Genomic DNA, 16,334 nt, shown 5'->3' with positions numbered 1-16,334 from the left:
TATGGGGGCAGTCAGGAAGGCCGGTTCTCTCCGGCGGGCCCGCGGCCCAGAAGCCGGTTGGCGCGCGCCCCGACCCCCCATGCGGTGACCCGCCAGAGCGCCTCGACCACGATGTCGCGACTCATCTTCGAGTCGCCCAACTCGCGTTCGACGAAAGTGATGGGCACCTCGACCACATGGCAGCCCGCCTCGACCGCTCGCCGGGCCAGGTCGACCTGGAAGCAGTAGCCCTGCGAGGCGACGGCGTCGAGGCCGATCCGGTCCAGGGTCTCCTTGCGGAACGCCCGGTAGCCGCCGGTGACATCACGGATCGGCACCCCGAGCAGGACCCGCGAATAGGTGCTGCCGCCGCGCGAGAGCACCTTGCGGGTGGTGGGCCAGTTGACGACGCGTCCGCCGGGGACCCAGCGCGAGCCGAGGACGAGATCGGCGCCCTTCAGGGCGGTCAGCAGGCGGGGCAGTTCCTCGGGCTGATGGGAACCGTCGGCGTCCATTTCGACGAGGACGCCGTAGTCGCGTTCGATGCCCCAGCGGAATCCGGCCAGATAGGCGGCGCCGAGGCCTTCCTTGCCCTTGCGGTGCAGCACCTGGACCTTGCTGTCCTCGGCGGCCAGTGTGTCGGCGATCTTGCCGGTGCCGTCGGGGCTGTTGTCGTCGGCGATGAGGATGTCGGCCTCCGGCACCGCGGCGCGGACCCGGGAGACGATCGACCTGATGTTCTCCGCCTCGTTGAAGGTCGGGATGATCACCAGGGCCGTGCCGAGCGGGCCGTACCGCCTCTGACCGCCGTCGTTCACTACTGCCCCTTAATTGCCGTACGCAGGGGCACCACCATAGCGAGCACCCGGAGGGCGGCGGCCCCGGGTGCTGGGTGTCGGGACGGGCGCGGGTGATGTCAGGAAATGCCGTACGGAACCCGGCGTCCTTCGGGCCGACCTGGAACCCGCTGGCTGCGGGTCGACCGAAAGCCGTTGTCTACTGAACGCCGGGGCCCCGCCCGGGTCGCACCCGTCGGCCGGCCGAAACCTTCCCTCGCCGCCGGACGCGGATGCTGGACCTGGCTCCCAGTGGTGGTGCGCCGGTGCGGCACACCTCCCCATGGCCCAGCGGCGTTCGACGACTGTGCGGAGCTTGCCGGACGGACGTCCTGTGGTGGACTCGGCCGAACCTACCCGCCGGTGGAGGCTTACTGTCAATAGCCGTTTGACCTGTGATTTCGGCCCGAATCACCAGGTCAGCAGCGAAGATCCGCAGGTCGCGACCGAGACCGGGAACACCGGGCGGCGGTACGAAATGTCCGCACGTCACTCGTTCGGTCGCACGAACACCGTCTGTCCGGCCACAACGGTCCGCAGACAGACCGGCAGCGGCCTGCCCGGAGTGAGATCCGGCAGGCCCGGAGTGCCCGAGCGCGGGTCGGTCGACCAGCGGGCCACCCGGTCGTCGGGAGCCTGGACCACCAGCTCCTCGGTGCGCCAGACCGCGTAGTCGGCGGGGGCGCCGGGGACGAGCGTTCCGGCGTCGTCGCGGCCCACGGCGCGCCAGCCGCCGCGGGTGTGGGCGGTGAATCCGGCCCGTACGGAGATACGGTGCTCGGGCGTCCGGTGGAACGCGGCGGCCCGGACCGTGCCCCAGGGGTCGAGCGGGGTGACCGGGCTGTCGGAGCCGAAGGCCAGCGGGACGCCGGCGCGCAGCAGGGCGGCGTACGGGTTGAGCGTACGGGCGCGGGCGGCGCCGAGCCGGCGTGCGTACATCCCGTCCTCGCCGCCCCAGGCCGCGTCGAAGGCTGGCTGGACGGAGGCGGTGAGGCCCAGTTCGGCGAAGGCGGCGACGGTGTCGGCGGTCAGCATCTCGGCGTGCTCCACACGGTGCCTGGCGGCGCGGATCCGGGGCAGGCCCACGCGTTCGGCGGCGGCCCGTACCCCCTCGACGACGGTGTCGACCGCGGCGTCGCCGATGGCGTGGAATCCGGCCTGGAGCCCGGCCTCGGTGCAGGCGGCGACATGGGCGGCGACCGCGGCGGCGTCGAGATGCACGGTGCCGGTGTGGGGCGCGTCCTCGTACGGATCACGCAGCGCGGCGGTGTGGGAGCCGAGGGACCCGTCGACGAAGAGGTCCCCCGCGGCGCCGGCCGCGCCCAGCTCGCGGACGCGCCGTGCGCCCTTCTCGTCGGTGACCGCCTCGGCCCAGTAGCCGTGGACGCGGGGGCCCGGCTCCTCGTCCGCGAGTCGCAGCAGCGCGGCGAAGTCGTCCTCGTCGGAGATGTCGGGGCCCGCGCACTCGTGGAGGGTGCCGATGCCGAGCGAGGCGGCGCGCTCACGGGCGGCGCGCTGCGCCTCCGTACGCTGGCCCGCGCTGATCGCGCCATGGGCCGCCGCCCGTACGGCGTGGTGCGCGGCTGCGGTGAGAGGGGCGTCCGGGTGGTAGCCGGTGAGGGAGGTGACACCGGGGACGAGGTCGAGCAGGGCGGTCGTCACGACGGCGGAGTGCACGTCGATGCGCGGCAGATAGAGCGGCCGGCCACCGGCGGCCTCGTCGAGTTCGGCACGGGAGGGAGGCCGCTGCTCCGGCCAGCGCGCGGAGTCCCAGCCGTGGCCGAGCAGGATCCGGCTGTCGGGGTGCGCGGTGCGGTGTGCCCGTACGAGCGCGAGCGCCTCGGCGAGGGTGCGGGCGGCGGAGAGATCGAGACCGGTGAGGGCGAGGCCGGTGGCGGTGGTGTGGACATGCGCGTCGGTGAACGCGGGGGTGACGAGCGCGCCTTCGAGGTCGACGACCTCGTCCGCACCGGCGGCAAAGGACTCGGCGGCGCCTTCGGACCCGACCCAGGAGATGTGCCCGCCCTCGACGAGAAGGGCGGTGGCGAAGGGGTCGGCGGGGCTGTGGACTTCGCCGTTGCGGAGGAGGGTGGTGCGCGTCTTCATGGAACCAGTGTGGCGGGTACGCGTTGCGCGGCCCGGCGGGGGTGCGGTGCGCGCCTGCGGCGCGGGGGCGGTCCGGCGGGTGCGGTGCGCCGTCCGGCGGGGGTGCGGGGTGCGCCTTGCGGTGCGGCGGGGTGCCGGGGCCCGGGGCCTCCGGAGGCGCATGTCCGGACTGCTATCCTCACCGCGCTCCGCGCGAGCTGCGACGCTTTACGTCCGGACACGCACCTCCTACGACCCCGACCCCCTCCCGCCGGTGGGCGACTTTCCGGAGCTGCCGGGCAAATCCAGCCCGGCCGGCAGTCGAGGGCGGAGACGTCAGAACGACGGGGGGCGGGACTCGTAAGGCGTGGACAGGACCACCGTCGTGCGGGTGGAGACCCCGGCCAGGGAGCGGATCCGGGTCAGCAGGTCCTCCAGCTCCAGCGGCGCCGGGACGCGCACCTTGAGGATGTAGTTCTCGTCCCCCGCCACGCTGTGGCACGCCTCGATCTCCGGAATCCCCGCCAGCCTCTCCGCGATGTCGTCCGGCGCGCTCGGATCGAACGGTTTCACCGAGATGAACGCGGTGAGCGGCAGGCCGACCGCCACCGGGTCGACAACGGCCGCGTACCCGCGGATGACTCCGCGCTGCTCCAGTCTGCGCACGCGCTGATGTACGGCCGAGGTGGACAGGCCCGTGGCCTTGCCCAGGTCGGTGTAGCTCATGCGGCCGTCGTTGACGAGCAACTCCACGATCTGACGATCCAGCTCCTCCATACGGATCAACCTATTGCCCCAGGTCACCTCAGGCACAGTCGGCAAGTCGGCCAAGAGGCGTCCGTAAGGGGCATGTGATGAAGACCACAGGTATATGACAGGGTCCATCGAGACCTCACGGTTACCTGGCTCGCGCGACGGGAATTCCTTGCTGTGGTCGAGACCACAAGTGCCTGGTCGGCCCACCCGAGGGGGAATGTCTCCATGCAGAGCCTGAAGCGCGCCGGACGTACGGAACCGGAGCCGGTCGATCTTGTCGACACCGACGACATCGACTCCTACGACACCTTCGAGATGTACCGGGTCGTCTGCCCCGACTGTGCGCAGCCGATCGCGCTGCTGGCGGACGAGGACGTCCTGCCGGAACACGCGCTGTGCCCCACCCCGTGGAACCCGTTCGTGCTCGCCGTCTGCGCCGGTACGGGCCGTCCCGCCGCGGACGCCCGCCCCGCCGACGCGTCGTACGAGGTCCAGGAGCAGGACACCGCACTGCTGCTGACGCTCCCTCAGGGGCTCAACTGGCGGACCCAGCCGTTCTCTCACGTCGGCGGTCCCGGCTCGCGCCCGTTCAAGGTGCCCGCCCTGCGCCACGCCGCCTGAGGCGCCCCGGCTCCGCCGCTGACGATCTGTCAGAGGGCGGGCCGGGGACCGGTTCAGCGGGTTTCCGGGCCCGCGAGATGGCGGGCGATCACCATGCGCTGGATCTGGTTGGTGCCCTCGACGATCTGGAGCACCTTCGCCTCGCGCATATAGCGCTCCACCGGGAAGTCGGTGGTGTAGCCGTAGCCGCCGAGCACCTGTACGGCGTCGGTGGTGACCTGCATCGCGGTGTCCGTGCAGAACAGCTTGGCCATGGCGGCCTGTTGGGAGAACGGCAGGCCCGCGTCGCGCAGCCGCGCGGCGGCGAGATAGAGCGCGCGGCCCGCCTCGATCCGGGTGGCCATGTCGGCGAGCAGGAAGCGCAGTCCCTGGAAGTCCGCGATGGGCCTGCCGAACTGCCGTCTGCCGGTGGCGTATTCGACGGCTTCGTCGAGGGCCGCCTGCGCGACGCCGATCGCGCAGGCGGCGATGCCGAGCCGGCCCGAGTCGAGCGCGGACAGCGCGATCGCGAAGCCCTGGCCCTCCTCGCCGATCCGCCGCCCGTCGGCCACCCGTACGCCGTCGAAGTGGAGTTGGGCGGTGGGCGAGCCCTTCATGCCCATCTTCTTCTCGGGCGCCGCCGCGTCCAGACCGGGCGCGTCGCCCGGTACGAGGAAGGCGGTGATGCCCCGCGCACCCTCCTCGCCGGTACGCGCCAGCACGGTGTAGAAGTCCGCGATGCCGCCGTGGGTGATCCAGGCCTTGGTGCCGGTGATCACCCAGTCGTCGCCGTCCCGTACCGCCTTGGTACGGAGTGAGGCCGCGTCGGAGCCGGAGGCGGGCTCGGAGAGGCAGTACGCCCCGAGCAGCCCGCCGCCCAGCATCGCGGGCAGGAACTCGGCCTGCTGGCTCTTGGTGCCGTAGCCGGCCAGGGCATGGCAGGCCAGGGAGTGGACGCTGACGCCGAGGCCGACGGTGAGCCGGGCGGCGCCCAGTTCTTCGAGGACCTGGAGATAGACCTCGTACGGCTGGTCCCCGCCGCCATGGGCGGAGTCGTAGGGGAGGCCGAGCAGGCCGGACGCCGAGAGCAGGGTGAAGAGTTCACGCGGGAAGTGTCCCGCCGCCTCCTCCTCGGCCGCCCCGGGGGCGATCTCCCGCTCGACGATGTCGCGTACGAGGGCGATGAGGTCCTTGGACTCCTCGGTGGGCAGTTGCCGGTCCACCGGTCGCGGGGCGCGGTCGGGCATGGCGGCGCTCTCCTCCCTGTCGGGCGCTACGGCGGTCGCACGCGCGGGGTGTGAGCGGCGCCGCCGACTGGTGTCCGGGGAGTGCCCCCGGACGGCGGTTCTGCCCAACCGATGCTGCCCTCCCGGATCACGGAAGCTGCTGACCAGCGGTTGTGGCGCGTCGAGTATGCCCGATCGGCGCCCTTCCGTCACGGGCCGGAAGCGCTCTCTCCCGTACGACGGAAGATGGTCCGCACCATTGACCCCACTGGTCTAGTCCTTCTAACGTTCGCTCACAACGCGTTCATGTCACTTCGCGTTCATGTCACACCGTTCCCCCCACTCACTTCTTCCTCCCCCACGAGGAGATGCCATGCGCATGCTTCACACTTCGCGCGCCCGCTTCCGGGCGCTGATCGCCGCCGCCTGTACGGCCGCGCTCGGCGTGACCCTGCTCTCCGGAGCGGGCAGCGCCTCGGCCGGTGAGACCGTCACCACCGTCTCCGCCGCCCCCGCGGCCGGCAGCAAGGTGGTCGGTTACTTCACCAACTGGGGTGTTTACGACCGCAATTACCATGTCAAGAACATCGAGACCTCCGGCTCGGCGGACAAACTCACCCACATCAACTACGCGTTCGGCAATGTGACCGGCGGCAAGTGCGTGATCGGCGACTCGTACGCCGACTACGAGAAGGCCTACACCGCCGACCAGAGCGTCGACGGCGTCGCCGACACCTGGGACCAGCCGCTGCGGGGCAACTTCAACCAGCTCCGCAAGCTCAAGGCGCGCCACCCCGGTCTCAAGGTCATCTGGTCCTTCGGCGGCTGGTCCTGGTCCGGCGGCTTCGGCGAGGCGGCCAGGAACCCGGCCGCGTTCGCCCAGTCCTGCCGCGCGCTGGTCGAGGACCCGCGCTGGGCCGATGTCTTCGACGGCATCGACATCGACTGGGAGTACCCCAACGCCTGCGGTCTGACCTGCGACACCAGTGGCCGCGACGCGTTCAGGAACCTCGCCGCCGCGCTGCGGGCCGAGTTCGGTTCGAGCAGCCTGGTGACCGCGGCCATCACGGCGGACGGTTCGGACGGCGGGAAGATCGACGCCGCCGACTACGCGGGCGCCGCGCGGTACCTCGACTGGTACAACCCGATGACCTACGACTTCTTCGGTGCCTTCGCGGCGCAGGGCCCCACCGCCCCGCACTCCCCGCTCACCTCGTACCCCGGCATCCCGCAGGAGGGCTTCAACTCCGACGCGGCGATCAGCAAGCTCAAGGGCCTCGGCGTCCCGTCCGAGAAGCTGCTGCTCGGTATCGGTTTCTACGGGCGCGGCTGGAGCGGTGTGACCCAGAAGGAGCCGGGCGGTACGGCGACGGGTGCGGCCCCGGGCACGTACGAGGCCGGTATCGAGGACTACAAGGTCCTCAAGAACTCCTGCCCGGCCAATGGCACGGTGGGCGGCACGGCCTACGCCCACTGCGGCAACCAGTGGTGGAGCTATGACACGCCCGCGACGATCGCCGGGAAGATGGCGTACAAGAACCAGCAGAATCTGGGCGGCACGTTCTTCTGGGAGCTGAGCGGCGACACCGCCAACGGTGAGCTGATCAAGTCCATCAGCTAGCCCCGTCGCCTGCCGGCACGTGGTCCTCAGTCGCCGGACGGACCGATCCCCGGTCCGTCCGGCGACTGTCCGGTGTACGGGCGCCAGTTGAGGTCCGGCGGCGGCGCCGGGCAGTCCGGCGCGAACTCCTCGATCGTGTTCAGGGTGTGGCGCAGCATCCGTACCAGCAGATCGCGCGGGATCTCCAGGGTCAGTTCCTGGTGGCCCAGCCACTCCAGCGTGAGCCACTCGACACTGCTCAGCCAGCCCAGCAGCGCGAGCCGGGCGATCGCCGGGATGTCGCTCGTGCCGTAGGCGCCCTCGGCGAGGGTGGAGACCAGACCGGTCCGTACGGCGTCGCGGATGGCCTGCACCTGGGTGTCGAAGCCGACTCCGCCGGTGATGATGGTGCGGTACGCGGCCTCGTTCTGCTGCGCGAAGCGGAGGTACGCCTCGACCGTGCGCTGGATCCGTTCCGTGCGCGGGAGTTCGGTACCGCCCGCGGCGGCGAGGGTGACCAGTTCGGTGACCGAGTCCTCGACGATGGCGAGGTAGTAGCCGCGCTTGTTCTTGAAGTAGTAGTAGATCAGGCCCTTGGCGACCCCGGCGTGCTGGGCGATGTCGTCCATCGAGAGCGCGTCGTACGAGGTGTTGGCGAACAGCTTGCGCCCGGTGGCGATGAGTTCGGAGCGCCGCACCTGGGATCGCTGCGAGGTGCCTCGCTGTTGACTACGGTTCACGTTCGCGTCCTGGTCTCCGGCTGCCACGGGACTCCCGCAAGAGTGCCCGCAGTATTGCAGAGACAGTACACAGACCCGGTGCGTGTCCACGCGGGCCCGGGGGGCCAAGCGGAATCCCCCCGGGCCCGGCCGCTCCTGGATCAGAGCAGGCCCACGGCCCGCAGGGCGCGCCGCTGGGCCGCGGACGGAGTGGCGGGCCAGTAGACGTAACAGACGCCGCCGGTGCCCGACGCGACATTGCCGGAGGCGTTGTACCGCTTGGTGCGCAGCCAGATGGTCTCCCACTCGGCGCGCCGGTAGACCCGGCGTACGGCCGGATTGTCCGGCGAGGCGGGGTCGTTGGCGATCACATCACCGTCGGCCGTGAAGCCGATCACGGTCATGAGGTGGCCCGAGGTGCCGTAACCGGCGCCCGTCAGCTCCTCCTTGAGGAAGGACTGTGAGGTGATGACCGGAATGCCCGCGCGGATCAGGGTCTCCACCTCGGTGAGCGAGCCCAGCCGGGTCACCGCGGAGCTCATGTCCCGGTAGGTGGCGGCGTAGGCGGCGTTGAAGGGCCAGTTGCCGCAGCCCTTGTACTGGTAGTCGTAGGTGAACCGGGCCGCGTGGCAGACCTGGGGATCGGCGAACTCCGGGTTCACCCAGGCCAGTTCCGCCGCGCTGGGCCTGCGCCCCCAGTACTCGATGATCATTTGCGAGGAGGTGGGGCTGCACCAGGCCTCGCCGCCGTTGTCGTACTCCGGGTACTGCCCGGCGTGGATGTTCTGGGAGTAGCGCGGCACGGTCAGCTCACGGGCGAGTCCCGGCACGGAGACGGGGACGGTGAACCGGTCGGGGATGTCCGAGGCCATCACGCCGACCCGGTGGACCACCGGGGTGAGCCCGCTGCCGGGCGTGCGGTAGAGGGTGAGCCGCAGCCGGTACGAGACGAGGCGCAGCCCGCTCGCCGGGTCGTCCACCGAGAAGGTGTCGGTCCAGATGGTGCTGCGCCCGTCGGTCTGGTCGTCGACGGAGGTGCGCCGGATGCTGCCGTCGCCGTCCCCCGCGGCCCAGCGGCCCATCACGTACCAGGGGGTGTCGGTGCCGTCGGAGTACCGGCCGCGCAGCTCGATCTGGAGCCACGTACCGGCCGGGGTGGCGGCGTTCCAGGAGGCGATCACCTCGGTGGCGGGGACCTTCGGGCGGTACACGGGCGAGGTCCAGGCCGCGTACTCCCAGGTGCCGGTCTTCCCGGTGTGCGGATCGAGGTAGTCGGTACGGCCGGCCGGGGCGGCGATCGTCAGGGTCGGCCGGGCGCCGGGCACGGCCCGGGTGCCCGCGTGGCCGCCGGAGCGCCAGTCCTCGTACGAGGTCCAGAAGGCGTTGTCCACGAGGGGCGTGCTCCGGCCGGGCCCGGCCGGGGCGGCGGCGGCCGGGACGGTGGAGACCGCTCCGGCGCCGGCCGCGGCGAGAGCGGCGGCGAGGACGGAGCGGCGCGAGGGGGAGCTGTTCACGGGACCTCCGGTCGGGGGCGCAGAGATGTCGGGCGGGAAGACACGGGCGGGCGCCGGGCCGGACAGGACCTGGCGGGTACACGATGGGGCCGGTAGTCGCCACTATCGCGGTTCGCGGCGGGCTTCGGCCAGCGATTCGTCCCGCGTCGCCGCACCAATATTGGTCTCCACCAGTGGCGTGACCTGGGGCCTCGCCACCCGCGCGGGTCCTCCGGGACCTCGCGGACCCGGTGGCGAGGGCGGTCCTCGTAAGGTGGCCGGATGGACGACCTGACCGAAGCCGCCGAGGCGCTGCGCGCGCTGCCGCCCTCCTGCGGCCCCGTCCGGCTGATCGCGGTCGACGGGCACGCGGGCTCCGGCAAGAGCACCTTCGCCGGGAGGCTCGCGGCGGCGCTCGGCGGCGCGCCCGTCCTGCGTACAGACGACATGGCGTCGCACACGGAGCTGTTCGCGTGGACGGAGCGGCTCGCGCGGCGGATCATCGAGCCCCTCTCCCGGGGCGCGACGGCGCACTACGAGGCGTACGACTGGGTGCTGCGGCGCTTCACCGAGCCGCGCGCCCTGCCCGCGGCCCCCGTCGTCCTGATCGAGGGCGTGGGGGCGGGCCGGCGGGCGCTGCGCCCGTATCTGGCCGGGCTGCTCTGGATGGACCGGGGCGCGGAGGAGTCCTGGGAGCGGGGCCGGCGGCGCGACGGGCCCGGTCTGTCCGGTTTCTGGGACGGCTGGACAACGGCGGAGACTCGCCATTTCTCGGACGACCCGTCCCGCCCGTTCGCGGACGCCCTGATACGGGAGGTGCGCGAGGGATATGTGATGCTCCCGGGACCCCGTTCGGGCGCGATGCAGGGTCAAATCATCACCGACGGTGATCAGTTTCGGCCTCCATACTGAGCAGTCGGAAATCGGTTGCGCACGAGTGCCCAACTCGGCTTGACCGAGGGGCGGGACAGGTCTTACGTTCTCAATGTGCGGCTTTTCGGAGCCGTCGCAGACGCGAAGCCCCCGGTTGTTCCCCCGTGATCGGGGGCTTCGTTCTGCCCTCTTCGCCGGTTTTCCACAGCCGCGCCCCCTCCCCCGCTCACCCTCGGTCACCACTGTGACCTCTGTGTGGTGCCCTTAGTCGCACACCCTCTGCGCAGGTACGATGCCTTTCGGTGCGGTCAATTCCCGTCCGCCAGAGGGTGGTTCAGCACGCTGCCGACGGGCGCCCGCCCGGCGGGACAATCCGGGGGCACGGTTTGTTGTGGGGGAAGGCTGATGGAGAGCGGCAGCGGCATCGGCACACAGGGCGGCACCGGAGCCCCCGCCGACCTCGCCTGGGTGCGCGGAGTGGACGCGTACACGATGGGGGCCTACCCCCAGGCCGAGGAGGAGTTCAGGGCCGCGGTACGGCTCGATCCCGGGATGGCCGACGGCTGGCTCGGGCTGCACGCGCTGCGCGTCGACACCACCCCCGCCCTGCTGCACATGTACCGCCACCGCGACCGCTTCGGTGAGCAGCGCGCCCGCCACCGCCGTACCCTCAACTCCTGGTACTGGCTGGGCTGGTGGGTGCAGCCGGTGCTGGAGAGCGGGCGCGATCTGCTGCTCGCGCACGCCTCGCACTGGCTGGACGGCCGGCATGTGCCGGAGCTGGACCGGGCGCTCGCGGGGCTGCCGCCGGTCGACGCCGATCCGCAGGTACGGTTCCTGCACGCCTGCCGCGCCTATCTGGTCAAGGACTGGGACCAGCTCGTACGGCACACCGAGCCGCTGGTCAACGATCCGCTGCTGGGCATCGAGGCCGGGCTCTTCGGCGGGATGGCCCGGGTCAGACTGGAGATGTACGGGCAGGCCCTGCCGCTGCTGTCCACGGCGCTGATGCGCTGCCGCAGCGAGCAGCCCCAGCGCAAGGAGCTGCGGTACTGGCTGGCGCGCGCCCATGAGGGCACCGGGCGCAGCGCGGCCGCGTTACCGCTGTACCGGGCCGTGCACCGGCTCGATCCGGCGTTCATGGACACCGCGGCCCGGCTGGCGGCGATCACCGATTCCGACTCCGACGGCTACGACGGGCCGGACGACCCGGCGGGGCTGGCCTCGGTGGCGCTGGCGGGCTTCGGCCAGGACACGGCGGACGCGGTGGACACGCTGCCGGGCGAGAGCGAGGGGCCGCTGGGCTCCGACGTACTGCTCGGCCGGGAGAGCCAGCCGCCGATGGGCGGCGGGGGCGCGGTGCCGGCGCGCGACGACGTACGGGAGAAGGTGCCGCCACCGCCCGCGCAGCACGCCCAGCCCCGGTTCCCGGAGGGCCCGACCGATCCGGCGCTGCTCGCCGAGGCACTGGCCGAGCTGGAGCGGATGGTCGGTCTGGAGCCGGTGAAGCGCCAGGTCAAGGCCATCTCCGCGCAGCTCAACATGGCCCGGCTGCGGGCCGGAGAAGGGCTGCCGGTGCAGCCGCCGAAACGTCACTTTGTCTTCTCGGGCCCCTCCGGCACCGGCAAGACCACCGTCGCGCGCATCCTCGGGCGGATCTTCTATGCCCTCGGGCTGCTGGGCGGCGACCATCTCGTGGAGGCCCAGCGGGCGGATCTGGTGGGCGAGTTCCTGGGGCAGACCGCGGTCAAGGCGAACGAGCTGATCGACTCCGCGATCGGCGGGGTGCTCTTCGTCGACGAGGCGTACAGCCTGTCCAACTCCGGTTACACCAAGGGCGATGCCTACGGCGACGAGGCGCTCCAGGTGCTGCTCAAGCGCGCCGAGGACAACCGGGACCATCTCGTGGTCATCCTCGCCGGGTATCCGGAGGGCATGGACCGGCTGCTCGCGACCAATCCCGGTCTGTCCTCGCGCTTCACCAGCCGGGTCGACTTCCCCAGCTACCGGCCGCTGGAGCTGACCGCGATCGGCGGGGTGCTGGCCGCGGAGAACGGCGATCTCTGGGACGAGGAGTCCGCGGACGAACTGCTGTCCATCAGCGGCCATGTCGTCGACCAGGGGTGGATCGACGAGCTGGGCAACGGCCGCTTCGTACGGACGCTGTACGAGAAGAGCTGCGCGTACCGCGATCTGCGGCTGTCCGGCTACAGCGGCACGCCCACCCGCGACGATCTGGCGACGCTGCGGCTGCCCGATCTGATGCAGGCGTACGGCGAGGTGCTCTCGGGGCGCGGCCCGGCGACCCGGGGAACGCAGGACCCGCCGGCCTCCTGAAGGTCTCCGCGCGTCACAGCGGTCGTGCCGCCGCGACGAACCGTGCCGTCCGCCCCCCGCGCGGGGACGGACGGCACGGTCGTACGGGCGCGCCGCTTCGCGCTACTTCGTCAGATACGCGTCCAGCACGGTCTGCGAGAAGGCGTTGCCCGCGCGGTCCCGGACCTCGGCCTTGAAGGACACCGAACCGCCGGCCGCCGGGTTGACCACCTTCACCCGGCCGTCGCGCACCGCCGTCTTCGACCAGGTCGTACCGCGGTCGTACGACACGTACACCGTCAGCGCCTTGAGGTTCCGGCCGGCCGCCGAGCCCTGGACGGTGACCGGGACGCTCTGGGTGGCGCCCGCCACGGCCCGGGCGTCCAGCCCGAGCCGTGGCGTGTAGCGCACCACGCTCGCGGGCAGGGCGGTGGGCTCCTTGGTGTGTCCCGAGGTGAACTGGGCCGACCAGGTCACCTGGGTGGACACCGCCGAGATGCCCGTGGTGGCCCGGCTGACGGTGGTGACCAGCCGGTATGTGGCCCGCTCCTTCGGCAGGTCGAAGCCGACGGTGTCGAGGATGCCGCCGGCCGTGGCGTACTCCTTGCCGTCGCGGTACAGCGTGGTGGACGCGGTGGCCGTGTCGTACAGGCTGGTCCCGTCGTGTCCGGCGCCGTCGGCGAACGGCCGTATGACGCCGGTCAGCCGGTCGCCGTCACGCGTCAGTCCGCCGCCCTTGATGAGCGCGGGCCCGAAGACCGCGGTGTTGAAGTCCTCGGTGTACGAGGTGCCGCCGCGGTAGACCCGGGACGGTTCGCTGTACCGGGTCTCGGCCGTCCCGCCGCGCTGCTGCTGGAAGGTCCGCTGCCAGGCGTACCCGCCCTGGAGGTAGGTGGTGGTCGTGGTCGCCAGATCCGCGAAGGTGACGGGCGAGGAGGTCGGGAAGTCCGGCGTCGAGGAGATCTGGGCCCAGCGTCCGCCGGTGACCGAACCGCCCGCGTTGACCGTGACCTTCGCCAGGTCCTTCGCCCTGTTGTGCTGGGTGTGACCGGTGTAGAAGCCGTCCTCAAGGGTGTTGGCCAGCAGATAGTCCGTACCGTCGCCCGCCCAGGTGGAGAGCAGATACGAACTGACCGAGCCGGGCTTGGGCGCGGGGCCGACCTGCTGGGTACGGAAGCCCTCCGGCAACTGGCCCATGTAGAGGATGATCGGGCCCGGGGCCTCCTTCGGTGAGATCGTCAGGAAGCCGGACTGGTACGAGGCGTCCGGATCGGGCGGTGTCATGTCGACCAGCTCGGTGGCGCGCGCGTCGACCGCCAGCTCGGTGTCCCGCGTCAGGTCGAGCCGGGGCGCGGCGACCCAGTCGTCCCCGATGTACACGAGGTCGGGGCTGAGCAGCGGGACCTCGCCGAGGATCGTGTAGATCCCGCGCGGCAGACGGACCTGGGCCGAGCCCTTGTCGCCGGACACCCTGACCATGGTCTGCGCGCCCAGGTCGTAGATGAACGCCGTCCAGTCGCCGTCCGCAGGGGCTGAGCCGTCGCGGGCGGTGGCCTTGAGGGTGAGGTTGTACATCTCGCCCTCGCGGTTCAGCGCACCCGCGGTACGGACGTTCTGGCCGCCGCCGGTCGCGGTCACTGCGAGGCTGTAGACACCGTTGGTGTCGCCGCCGAGCGTCGGATCGGCGGTGACGTCCACGGACGCGGTGCCGCCGGCCGGGACGGTGAGCCGGGAGGCTCCGAGGGTGAAGAAGCCGGCGGGAGCGTCCGCGCCGGTCGGGCCCGTGGCGGTGGCCGCGAGATCGAGGGTCAGCGGCTCGGCGCCGGTGTTGCGGTAGGTCAGCGTCCTGGAAACGGGCTGGTCGTCGTCGTGCGGCCAGGCCGGGGCGCCGAAGCTCAGCGAGGCGGGCTCGGTGACCACGCTCTGGGTGAGGGCGTGGGCCGAGTCGACCCGGCCGCTGCCCTGCTCGACCGCGCCGTACGGGCCGGGCTTCGCGGAACCGACCAGCGCGGCCTTGAGCCGGGGGCCGTCCCAGTCGGGGTGCTGCTGGGCGAGGAGCGCCGCCGCGCCGGCCACATGCGGGGTGGCCATGGAGGTGCCGTCGATGGTGAGGTAGCCGGGCGCGGGGTGCGGTATGCCCGGATTCTGGTCGATGAGACTGCCCTTGGCGGCGGCCGCGGTGATGGCGACACCGGGCGCGGTGATGTCGGGCTTGAGCGCGCCGTCGCCGACGCGCGGCCCGCGCGAGGAGAAGTCGGCGAGGACGTCCTGCTTGTCGACGGCACCCACGGTGAGCGCGGCGTCGGCGGTGCCCGGGGTGCCCACGGTGGAGGCGCCGGGCCCGGAGTTGCCGGCCGCGATCACGAACAGGGCCCGGTCCGAGAGCCTGTTGACGGTCTCCTCGACCGGGTCGACACCGGGGCTGTCGGGGCCGCCGATGGACAGGTTGATGACCTTCGCGCCCTGCTCGACCGCCCATTCCATGCCGGACATGATCGAGGACTCGGTGGCCGCGCCCCGGTCGTTCGCCACCTTGCCGATGAGGAGCTGCGCGGCGGGGGCGACGCCCTTGTAGGTGCCCTTGGACTGGGCACCGGTTCCGGCGAGGATCGAGGCGACATGGGTGCCGTGGCCGTAGCGGTCCATGATGTCGGCGGTGTCGGCCGAGGTGAAGTTCCGGCCGGCGACGACCTGGCCCGCCACATCCGCGTGGCCGGTGTCGATCCCGGTGTCCAGGACGGCGACCTTCACGCCCTTGCCGTCGTATCCGGCGGCCCAGGCGCTCGGTGCGCCGATCTGCGGAACGCTGACGTCGAGGGTTGTCATGAGCAGGCCGTCGAGGCGTACGGAACGGACCCCGGAGGCGAGCCGCAGTCCCCGCTCGGAGCGCGCGGTCAGCGAGGCCCACACCCCGGCCGCCGCGCTCCCCCGTACGGTCAGCGCCTCGCTGCCCACGGCGCCGATCTCGGCGCGTACGGTCGTACCGCCCTGCCGGCGCAGCCCCTCGCGCGCCGACTGGCGCGCCTTCGCGCCGGGGGCGTACGAGACGATCAGCGGCACACCGTCGCCGGTGAGTGTCCGGTACTCGGGGCGGCTCAGCTCGGTGACGTCGAAGAGCCGGATGTCGAGCTTGTCGGTGGCGATCAGCCCGGCGGCGTCCGCCGGGAGTACGTACGAGTGGCCCTTGACCTCGCGCATCTGGACCGGAACGGAGGCACGTCCCGGGGCGGGGCGCAGTCCGACGGTCTTTCCGCGTGCGTCGACGAGGACCCGGTCACCGGTGATCAGGGTGACCTCACGTGTGGCCCCGGTGTCCGCGGTCTTCGCAGCGGGCTGCGCGAACTGTCCATGCTGCCCTGGCTGTCCGTGCGCGGAATCCGGGGCCGGGCGCGCCGTCGCCGTACCCGCTGTGGCCGTGGCCGCCATGGCGAGCGCCACCGCTCCCGCCAGAAGGGCGGCGGCAGTTGTGCTTCCCGGTCTCCGTGTGCCGCGTGTGCCGCGTGATGCTGTCCGCAACGTGCCCCCTTGCCCAGTCGGGGCAGCCTGGTGCGCCCCGGACGAAGGTGCCCCGGGCCGGTGTCCCACCCTTGGCGCGGACACGCTAAGAGCGCCCCGATCGGCCAGTCAATCGGTCGATTCACCCGCATACGAGGGCAGGTGAGCGCGATTGGTATAGACCCTTTACGGAAAATATGGCGCCGGGATGCGGCGAACACCCGGAAGGCCCGTTCCGTACCGGGGAACGGGCCTTCTGAATCTGTGCCGTAACGGGCGGGCGACGGAGCCGTACCAGCGGCGCGCGCGGTGCAACCGCGGCACCCGGTACGGACGTTGTCCTGTTCAGTCCGAAG

Annotated in this window: 11 protein-coding genes; 4 read left to right on the top strand and 7 right to left on the bottom strand. The window is 71.7% G+C overall.

Features of this window, described 5'->3' with window-relative positions; all coding sequences use genetic code 11:
• Positions 1 to 11: 11 nt before the first annotated feature.
• The 3 genes from KQY30_RS30430 to KQY30_RS30420 all read right to left on the bottom strand — a co-directional run bounded on the left by KQY30_RS30430 (position 12) and on the right by KQY30_RS30420 (position 3,677).
• Positions 12 to 797 (bottom strand): polyprenol monophosphomannose synthase, encoded by a 786-nt coding sequence (locus KQY30_RS30430; RefSeq protein ID WP_217309736.1) that lies wholly within the window; start codon positions 795 to 797, stop codon positions 12 to 14.
• Positions 798 to 1,304: 507 nt separating this feature from the next.
• Positions 1,305 to 2,921 carry an amidohydrolase gene (locus KQY30_RS30425; protein WP_217309735.1) on the bottom strand — a complete coding sequence of 539 codons (1,617 nt, stop codon included), beginning with the start codon at positions 2,919 to 2,921 and terminating at the stop codon, positions 1,305 to 1,307.
• A 315-nt stretch (positions 2,922 to 3,236) separates the two neighbouring features.
• On the bottom strand, positions 3,237 to 3,677 hold the full coding sequence (locus KQY30_RS30420) for an Lrp/AsnC family transcriptional regulator (protein ID WP_046500726.1): 441 nt from the start codon (positions 3,675 to 3,677) through the stop codon (positions 3,237 to 3,239).
• A 204-nt stretch (positions 3,678 to 3,881) separates the two neighbouring features.
• On the opposite strand from KQY30_RS30420, the gene KQY30_RS30415 reads away from it, so the two are divergent.
• The gene (locus KQY30_RS30415) at positions 3,882 to 4,277 is read left to right on the top strand and encodes a hypothetical protein (RefSeq protein WP_217309733.1); all 396 of its coding nucleotides are present in this window, start codon (positions 3,882 to 3,884) and stop codon (positions 4,275 to 4,277) included.
• Between the two features lie 53 nt (positions 4,278 to 4,330).
• Here the strand turns inward: KQY30_RS30415 and KQY30_RS30410 are convergent, their stop codons facing one another.
• The gene (locus KQY30_RS30410) at positions 4,331 to 5,503 is read right to left on the bottom strand and encodes an acyl-CoA dehydrogenase family protein (RefSeq protein ID WP_217309731.1); all 1,173 of its coding nucleotides are present in this window, start codon (positions 5,501 to 5,503) and stop codon (positions 4,331 to 4,333) included.
• A gap of 352 nt (positions 5,504 to 5,855) precedes the next feature.
• On the opposite strand from KQY30_RS30410, the gene KQY30_RS30405 reads away from it, so the two are divergent.
• Positions 5,856 to 7,103 (top strand): glycoside hydrolase family 18 protein, encoded by a 1,248-nt coding sequence (locus KQY30_RS30405; RefSeq protein ID WP_217309729.1) that lies wholly within the window; start codon positions 5,856 to 5,858, stop codon positions 7,101 to 7,103.
• 26 nt (positions 7,104 to 7,129) lie between these two features.
• Here the strand turns inward: KQY30_RS30405 and KQY30_RS30400 are convergent, their stop codons facing one another.
• Together KQY30_RS30400 and KQY30_RS30395 are read right to left on the bottom strand one after the other, a co-directional pair.
• Positions 7,130 to 7,822 (bottom strand): TetR/AcrR family transcriptional regulator, encoded by a 693-nt coding sequence (locus KQY30_RS30400; protein ID WP_254407377.1) that lies wholly within the window; start codon positions 7,820 to 7,822, stop codon positions 7,130 to 7,132.
• Between the two features lie 140 nt (positions 7,823 to 7,962).
• The gene (locus tag KQY30_RS30395; protein ID WP_217309726.1) at positions 7,963 to 9,315 is read right to left on the bottom strand and encodes a peptidase C39 family protein; all 1,353 of its coding nucleotides are present in this window, start codon (positions 9,313 to 9,315) and stop codon (positions 7,963 to 7,965) included.
• A gap of 261 nt (positions 9,316 to 9,576) precedes the next feature.
• Between KQY30_RS30395 and KQY30_RS30390 the strand changes: the two genes are divergently transcribed.
• Positions 9,577 to 10,206 carry a uridine kinase gene (locus KQY30_RS30390; protein ID WP_217309724.1) on the top strand — a complete coding sequence of 210 codons (630 nt, stop codon included), beginning with the start codon at positions 9,577 to 9,579 and terminating at the stop codon, positions 10,204 to 10,206.
• Positions 10,207 to 10,572: 366 nt separating this feature from the next.
• The gene (locus tag KQY30_RS30385; protein ID WP_217309723.1) at positions 10,573 to 12,504 is read left to right on the top strand and encodes an AAA family ATPase; all 1,932 of its coding nucleotides are present in this window, start codon (positions 10,573 to 10,575) and stop codon (positions 12,502 to 12,504) included.
• Positions 12,505 to 12,606: 102 nt separating this feature from the next.
• Here the strand turns inward: KQY30_RS30385 and KQY30_RS37225 are convergent, their stop codons facing one another.
• Positions 12,607 to 15,921: a S8 family serine peptidase gene (locus KQY30_RS37225; RefSeq protein ID WP_302185344.1), complete on the bottom strand. Its 3,315-nt coding sequence runs from the start codon at positions 15,919 to 15,921 to the stop codon at positions 12,607 to 12,609.
• Positions 15,922 to 16,334 lie beyond the last annotated feature (413 nt).

This window comes from Streptomyces sp. GMY02, assembly GCF_019056675.1.
GTDB classification, from domain to species: Bacteria; Actinomycetota; Actinomycetes; order Streptomycetales; family Streptomycetaceae; genus Streptomyces; species Streptomyces odonnellii.
Note: the sequence above shows the minus strand (reverse complement) of the source record. Positions and strands in the feature narration are given on the sequence as shown.